This window comes from Streptomyces sp. NPDC055078 (assembly GCF_053607985.1).
On record NZ_JBSGUP010000450.1, the window covers coordinates 1 to 6,733 of the forward strand.

The 6,733-nt window shown below is 70.9% G+C and carries 8 protein-coding genes; 4 read left to right on the forward strand and 4 right to left on the reverse strand.

All coding sequences use genetic code 11. The features are described from left to right. Window positions 1-57 precede the first annotated feature (57 nt). The 4 genes from ACWF94_RS28960 to ACWF94_RS28975 are packed head-to-tail and all read right to left on the reverse strand — an operon-like array spanning window position 58 to window position 2,926. A complete protein-coding gene (locus tag ACWF94_RS28960; RefSeq protein ID WP_453494790.1) occupies window positions 58-864 on the reverse strand; it encodes an SDR family NAD(P)-dependent oxidoreductase in 807 nt (268 codons plus the stop codon). Between the two features lie 30 nt (window positions 865-894). Continuing rightward, window positions 895-1,281, reverse strand: coding sequence for a MaoC/PaaZ C-terminal domain-containing protein (locus ACWF94_RS28965; RefSeq protein ID WP_453494793.1), 387 nt, complete (start codon window positions 1,279-1,281; stop codon window positions 895-897). After that, window positions 1,281-1,736 carry a MaoC family dehydratase N-terminal domain-containing protein gene (locus ACWF94_RS28970; protein WP_453494796.1) on the reverse strand — a complete coding sequence of 152 codons (456 nt, stop codon included), beginning with the start codon at window positions 1,734-1,736 and terminating at the stop codon, window positions 1,281-1,283. The genes ACWF94_RS28965 and ACWF94_RS28970 overlap by 1 nt, the downstream gene beginning before the upstream one ends. Before the next feature lie 2 nt (window positions 1,737-1,738). After that, window positions 1,739-2,926 carry a lipid-transfer protein gene (locus tag ACWF94_RS28975; protein WP_453494799.1) on the reverse strand — a complete coding sequence of 396 codons (1,188 nt, stop codon included), beginning with the start codon at window positions 2,924-2,926 and terminating at the stop codon, window positions 1,739-1,741. Between the two features lie 254 nt (window positions 2,927-3,180). Here ACWF94_RS28975 and ACWF94_RS28980 point away from each other — a divergent pair, with 254 nt between their 5' ends. The 4 genes from ACWF94_RS28980 (at window position 3,181) to ACWF94_RS28995 (ending at window position 6,731) form a co-directional block, all read left to right on the forward strand. Beyond that, entirely contained in the window at window positions 3,181-4,413 is a 1,233-nt protein-coding gene (locus ACWF94_RS28980) for a cytochrome P450 (RefSeq protein ID WP_453494802.1), read from the forward strand. A gap of 20 nt (window positions 4,414-4,433) precedes the next feature. Continuing rightward, a complete protein-coding gene (locus ACWF94_RS28985; RefSeq protein WP_453494805.1) occupies window positions 4,434-4,631 on the forward strand; it encodes a ferredoxin in 198 nt (65 codons plus the stop codon). Continuing rightward, window positions 4,628-5,824, forward strand: coding sequence for an NAD(P)/FAD-dependent oxidoreductase (locus tag ACWF94_RS28990; RefSeq protein WP_453494808.1), 1,197 nt, complete (start codon window positions 4,628-4,630; stop codon window positions 5,822-5,824). The genes ACWF94_RS28985 and ACWF94_RS28990 overlap by 4 nt, the downstream gene beginning before the upstream one ends. A 112-nt stretch (window positions 5,825-5,936) precedes the next feature. Then, a complete protein-coding gene (locus tag ACWF94_RS28995) occupies window positions 5,937-6,731 on the forward strand; it encodes an enoyl-CoA hydratase/isomerase family protein (protein ID WP_453494811.1) in 795 nt (264 codons plus the stop codon). Window positions 6,732-6,733 lie beyond the last annotated feature (2 nt).

A 6,733-nucleotide genomic window follows, 5' to 3' on the forward strand; every position in this document is an offset into this window, starting at 1 on the left:
GTACGGCATCCGTACGGGGGCTCGTCACGTCCGCGGCCCGCGCCGCGGCTCCGAGGGTCAGCGGCTGCCGGCGTCCACCGTCAGTACCTGGCCGGAGACGTAGTTGGAGTCCTGGGTGCAGAAGAGGTAGACGGCGCCGGCGGCTTCGGCCGGGGTGCCGGGGCGGCCGAGCGGGTTGGTGCGCTTGACGGCTTCCATCGTGTGCCGGCTGACGCCGACCTTGATCCGGCGGCCTTCGATCTCGACCGTGGTGTCGCCGTCGGTCGCCACCGCCTCGGTCATGCGGGTGAGGATGAAGCCGAAGGCGACGGCGTTGACGTTGACCTTGTAGCGGCCCCATTCCTTGGCCAGGGTCTTGGTCATGCCGATGATTCCGGCCTTGGCGGAGGCGTAGTTGACCTGGCCGGCGTTGCCGTAGACGCCGGAGACCGAGGAGATGTTGACGACCTTGCGGTGGTAGTCGGCCGGGTTGGCCTTGAGGTACGGCTGGGCGGCGCGCAGGATCCGGAAGGGGGCCTTGAGGTGGACGTCCAGGATGGTGTCCCACTGCTCGTCGGTCATCTTCTGGATGACGGTGTCCCAGGTGTATCCGGCGTTGTTGACGATGATGTCCAGGCCGCCGAAGGTCTCGACGGCGGTGGTGACGAACCGGTCGGCGAAGTCGTCCTCGACGACCGAGCCGACGCAGGCGACCGCGTTGCCGCCCGCCGCCCTGATGTCCGCGACCGTCTCCTGCGCGGGCTCCTCGTCCAGATCGTTGATCACGACCGCCGCGCCCTCGGCGGCGAGTTTGAGGGCGACCTCGCGGCCGATGCCGCGGCCCGAGCCGGAGACGAGGGCGACCTTGCCGTCCAGAGTTCCCATGATGAGCTGCTTCCTTGTCTTTCCGGGGGTTCAGGCGGTGACGACGGCGGACCCCTTGAGGGTCACGGTCCCGTCGGGGAGGGTGACTGTGAGGTCGAGGCGGGCCAGGCCGTCCTCGACACCGGTCACGGTTCCCGTGCAGAGCGGGGTCGTGTTGACCGGGGTGATGGCCGAGAAGCGGACCTCGTAGGACTGGATGCGCTCCTGCGGCACCCAGTCGGTCAGCAGACGGCCGAGGTAGGCCATGGAGAGCATCCCGTGGGCGAAGACGTCCTCGATGCCCACCGCCCGGCAGGCGTCGATGTCGATGTGCACCGGGTTGTGGTCGCCCGACGCGCCCGCGTACAGCGCGAGCACGGTACGAGTGATCTTCGGGCACTCCAGGGTGAGGGTGTCGCCGGGCTTCAGGGTGGTCATCACTTGCCCGCCTTGGGGTCGCGCACGACGATGGTGCTGGTCAGGGTGGCGATCGGCGTGTCGGCACGGGTGACGTGGGTGGCGCGGACGATGAACTCCAGCGCGCCGCCCTTCTTGCTGTACAGGTCCTTGACCTCCGTGGAGAAGGTCAGCGTGTCCCCGGCGTACGCCTGGGCGTGGAACTCGAACCGCTGCCCGGCGTGCAGGATCGTCCGCTGGTCGATGCCCAGACCGGCGAGGAACGAGCCCCGGTCGGGGTTGTCCATCTCCAGGCAGAAGAGGAACGTCGGCGGCACCGGCAGATCGCGGTGCCCGGCGGCCCCGGCGGCCTCCAGGTCGCTGTAGACCGGGTCGTTCTGGCCGGTGGCGGCGGTGAAGAAGCGCAGCCGGCCGCGCTCGGCCACGGTGGCGAACTCCGGGGTGCGGGTGCCGACGACGGCGGGATCGATGGGCATGATCAGGAGACTTTCTCGAAGAGGGTGACGACGCCCGCGGTGCCGAGACCGAGGTTGTGCTGGAGCCCGAGGGTGGCGCCCTCGACCTGGCGGGCACCGGCCTCGCCGCGCAGCTGCCACGTGATCTCTGCCGTCTGGGCCAGCCCGGTGGCGCCCAACGGGTGGCCCTTGGACAACAGACCGCCCGAGGGGTTGGTCACCACTCGGCCGCCGTAGGTGTTGTCCCCGTCGAGGATGAACTTCTCCGCGCCGCCCTCCTCGCACAGCCCCAGGCCCTCGTAACTGAGCACCTCGTTGACGGTGAAGCAGTCGTGCAGCTCGACGACTTTGATGTCACGCGGGTCGACCCCGGCCCTCTCGTAGACCTCCTGCGCCGCGGTACGCGTCACATCCGTCCCGACCAGGGACATCGCGCTCTTCCTGTCGAAGAGGTCGTCCGCGTCGGACTGCAGGGTCTGGGCGGCGATCGCGACCCTGGGGCCGATGCCGTGGGCGCGGGCGAACTCCTCGGAGCAGACGATCGCGGCGGCGGCGCCGCAGGTGGGCGGGCAGCACTGGAGCCTGGTGAGCGTGCCGGCGACGGTCGGCGAGCCGAGGACGTCGTCCAGCGTGATGGGGTCGCGGAAGACCGCGTACGGGTTGCCCGCGGCATGGGTGCGGGCCTTGACCGAGACCTTCGCGAAGGTCTCCGGCGCCATGCCGTACCGGGCCGTGTACTCCGCCCCGGCGGCGGCGAAGTACTGCGGCGTCATCGGCAGGTCCGGGTCGACGGCGTAGACGTCGTGCAGAGCGGCGACGAAGTCGGTCAGCGGGGCCGGCCGGTCGGCCCATTTGGCGCCGAGGGCGCCGGGCGGCATCTGCTCGAAGCCGACCGCGAGCGCGCAGTCGACCGCGCCGCTCTCGACGGCCTGGCGGGCCAGCCACAGCGCGGAGGAGCCGGAGGCGCAGTTGTTGTTCACATTCAGCACCGGCACCCGGGTCTTGCCGAAGCGGTACACCACCCGCTGTCCACAGGTCGAATCGCCGTACACATAGCCCGCGTACACCTGCTGGATCAACTCATACGGCAGACCGGCGTCGTCCAGGGCGGATCTGACCGCTCCTGCGCCCATGTCGTCGTACGTCTTGGCGGCACTGGGCTTGGCGAACGGCACCATGCCGACGCCCGCCACCAGCACTCTGCGGCTCATGGGACCTCCTGATGATCGGCTAATCTCCGTTAACTTTCTGCCCTGGGGGCGGCAGAGTCAAGGCTCTGGGGCCCACAAGGGCACAGAACGCCCCGCCGAGCTGGATGTGATCAGCCATTAGGAATAAGATTGCCACCTGCCGCTTCTTCTAGCGGGAAACCCTTGACATGAGCGATAGTAAGTTAATTATGGTTTGAATCGTAGTAGTGATCGAGAGGGCGGCGGCGCTCCGCTCGTGATTCCAGGGAGAACCCATGGCCGACACCACCGCACCCCCCGCGTTTCCGATGGAACGGGACGCCCGCTGCCCCTTCGACCCGCCGTCGGCGCTCCTCGACCTCCAGCAGAGCGCGCCCATCACCCGTGTCCGGATCTGGAACGGCGGCGAGCCCTGGCTGGTCACCCGCCATGAGGACATCCGTGCCGTGCTCAGCCACCCGGCCATCAGCTCCGACACGGACAACCCGGACTTTCCCCACCAGTCGGCCGCCATCCAGGCCCGCCGGAAGCGGGCCAAGAGCTTCTTCACGAGCGACGGCCCGGTGGAGCACGACGAGCCCCGTCGCGTCCTCGCCCGCGACTTCACCGCCAAGCGGATGCAGGCGCTGCGCGAGCACATCCAGACGATCACCGACCAGCTGCTCGACGAGATGCTGGCCGGCCCCAAGCCGGTCGACCTGGTCGAAGCGTTCGCCCTGCCCGTGCCGTCGCTGATGATCTGCGAGCTGCTGGGCGTCCCGTACAGCGAGCAGGACAGCTTCCACGGCCTCACCAAGGCGTTCGTGGACCGGGCCTCCACCCCCGAGGACACCGTCGCCGCCACCGACCAGCTCCTCGACCTGCTGAGCGGGCTGATCGACCAGAAGGTCACCGAGCCGGCCGACGACCTCCTCAGCCGGCTGGCCCAGGAACAGCTGAAGCCCGGCATCCGCAGCCTCGACGAGCTGGCGAAGATGGCCCTGCTGCTGCTCACGGCGGGCCACGAGACCTCCGCGAACATGATCGCCCTCGGCACGGCCGCCCTGCTGACCCACCCCGACCAGCTGGCGAAGGTGCGCTCCACCGACGACCCGGCGCTGATCGCGAGCACCGTCGAGGAGCTGCTGCGCTACCTCACCGTCGTCCACAGCGGCCTGCGCCGGGTGGCGGGCGAGGACATGGAGATCGGCGGCCGGCTCATCCGCAAGGGCGAGGGAATCGTCTGCCCGATCGACACCGCCAACCGGGACGCCTCGGCGTTCGTGACCGACGCCACGCTCCCGGCGGACGACCTGGACGTCACCCGCCCCGCACGCCACCATCTCGCCTTCGGCTTCGGCGTGCACCAGTGCCTGGGCCAGCAGCTGGCCCGGGTGGAGCTGCAGGTCGTCTTCGGCACTCTGTTCCGCCGCATCCCCACCCTGGCGCTCGCCGAGCCGCTGAGCGACATCCCCTTCAAGCACGACATGTCGATCTACGGAGCGCACTCGCTCCAGGTGACCTGGTAATACCGAGAGGACCTCGACTCATGAAGATCCACATTGACGAGGCCAAGTGCGTCGGCGGCGGGCAGTGCGTGGTCGCGGCGCCCGAGGTGTTCGACCAGCGCGACGAGGACGGCGTGGCCTTCCTGCTGATGGAGAACCCCGGCCCGGAGCTGCACGCGTCGGTCCGGGAGGCCGCCCTGCTCTGCCCCGCCGTGGCCATCGAGGTGGCCGAGCGATGACGCTGTCACGGGTCGTCGTGGTCGGCGCATCGGCGGCCGGACTCACCGCGGCCGAGACGCTGCGCCGCGAGGGCTTCACCGGACGGTTGACGCTGATCGGCGAGGAGCGGCATCCGCCGTACGACCGGCCACCCCTCTCCAAGCAGATCCTCAAGGGCGAATGGCAGCCCGAGCGGCTCGCCCTGCGCCCCGCCGGGACGCTCGACGGGCTGGACGCCGAGTGGCTGCTCGGCCGCCGGGCCGTCGGCCTGGACGTCGCGGGGCGCACCGTCGAGCTGGCGGACGGTGCTCGGGTTCCGTTCGACGGCCTGGTCGTCGCCACGGGGGTGCGACCGCGCCGCCTGCCGTTCGCGCACGATCTCGACGGCGTACACGTACTGCGCGGCCTGGAGGACGCCCTGACGCTGCGCGACGCCCTGCGCCCGGCTCCCTCCGTGGTGGTGATCGGCGCGGGGTTCCTCGGCGCCGAGGCCGCCGCGGTGGCCCGCGAACTCGGCTGCGCGGTCTGTCTCGTGGACCCGCTCAGCGCCCCGATGGTGCGTCAGCTGGGCAGCGAGGTCGCCGCCCGGGTCGCCGCCCTGCACCGGGCGCACGGGGTCGATGTGCGCTGCGGCACCGGAGTGGCGGGCTTCACCGAGGAGCGGGGCCGGGTCGCCGGAGTGCGGCTGGACGACGGCTCGGAGATCGCCGCCCAGGTGGTCCTGGTCGCGATCGGCTCCGTGCCCGCGGTCGAGTGGCTGCGGGACAGCGGCCTGCCGGTGGGCGACGGGCTGCTGTGCGACGAGTTCTGCGAGGCCGCACCCGGCATCGTGGCAGCGGGGGACGTCGCGTCCTGGGTGCACCCCGACCACGGCAGGATCCGGGTGGAGCACCGGATGAACGCCACGGAGCAGGGCATGGCGGCGGCCCGCACCCTGCTCGGCCGGCGGCTCCCGTTCGCCCCGGTGCCGTACTTCTGGACCGACCAGTACGACGTGAAGATCCAGGCGTACGGCCGCCCCTGCGCCGACGCCGGCTTCACGGTGGTCTCCGGCGACCCGGGCGGGGGTCCCTTCGCCGGTGTGTACGGGAAGGACGGCCGGATCACCGCGGGCGTGACCTGGAACATGCCGCGCGAGGCGCGGGCCCTGCGCGCCCGCGTCATCGAGCGGGCCCCGTGGCCCCACCCGGCGGCAGCGGCGGCGCGCGGCTGACCGATCCCCCCGGCCCGCCCCGGCGTCCCGCGCCGTCCCGCGCCTTCCCGCCCCGCCCCTCCGCGCCTTCCCGCCCCGCCCCCCTCAAGCCGTTCGAGCAGAAGGACACACCATGACGGACACCGTCGTCTTCACCGTGGCCGATGGCGTCGCGACCATCGCGATGAACCGTCCCGAGCGCCGAAACTCCTTCACGTTCGAAATGGCCGACGGCCTGCTCGACGCGCTGGAGCGGTCCGAGAACGACCCGGCCGTCGGCGCCGTCGTCCTCACCAGCACCGGCGCCCACTGGGGCGTCGGCCGGGACAACGCCGACGCCGCGCCGCCCCCGTACCCACCAGGCGACCATCTCAAGGGCCGGACCTCGCTGCTGCACTACACCCGGCTGGTCCACTTCATGTACGACATGAACACCCCGACCATCGCCGAGATCCGCGGCGGCTGCGCCGGCGCCCATATGTCCTTCGCCCTGAGCTGCGACTTCCGGTACGCCGACTCGACCACCGTGCTGAGCCCCGCCTTCATCAAGGTCGCCTTCGCCGGCGACCTGGGGGCGTCCTGGCATCTGACCCGGCTGGTCGGCCCCGCCAGGGCAAAGGAGCTGATGCTGCTCTCACCGAAGCTGCGCGGCCAGGAGATCGCCGACTACGGGCTGGTCAACGAGGTGCTGCCGCCGGATGAGCTGTCGGCGAAGGTCCGGGAGACGGCGGCCCGGATCGCCTCCTACTCGGCGAACGCGGTCGCCTCGACCCGGCGCAATCTGCTCGCCGCCCAGACCCTGTCCCTCGGGGACTATCTGCCGCTGGAGGCCGAGACATTCGCCTGGTGCGCGGCGTCGCCCGACGCCGAGGAGGCGCGGCTGGCGTTCATCGAGAAGCGCGCGCCCCGCTTCGGCGCCACCGGCTGACC

Coding starts and splice junctions, on each gene's coding strand:
- ACWF94_RS28960 (WP_453494790.1), bottom strand. CDS start 864: ATGGGAACTCTGGACGGCAAGGTCGCCCTCGTCTCCGGCTCGGGCCGC.
- ACWF94_RS28965 (WP_453494793.1), bottom strand. CDS start 1,281: ATGACCACCCTGAAGCCCGGCGACACCCTCACCCTGGAGTGCCCGAAG.
- ACWF94_RS28970 (WP_453494796.1), bottom strand. CDS start 1,736: ATGCCCATCGATCCCGCCGTCGTCGGCACCCGCACCCCGGAGTTCGCC.
- ACWF94_RS28975 (WP_453494799.1), bottom strand. CDS start 2,926: ATGAGCCGCAGAGTGCTGGTGGCGGGCGTCGGCATGGTGCCGTTCGCC.
- ACWF94_RS28980 (WP_453494802.1), top strand. CDS start 3,181: ATGGCCGACACCACCGCACCCCCCGCGTTTCCGATGGAACGGGACGCC.
- ACWF94_RS28985 (WP_453494805.1), top strand. CDS start 4,434: ATGAAGATCCACATTGACGAGGCCAAGTGCGTCGGCGGCGGGCAGTGC.
- ACWF94_RS28990 (WP_453494808.1), top strand. CDS start 4,628: ATGACGCTGTCACGGGTCGTCGTGGTCGGCGCATCGGCGGCCGGACTC.
- ACWF94_RS28995 (WP_453494811.1), top strand. CDS start 5,937: ATGACGGACACCGTCGTCTTCACCGTGGCCGATGGCGTCGCGACCATC.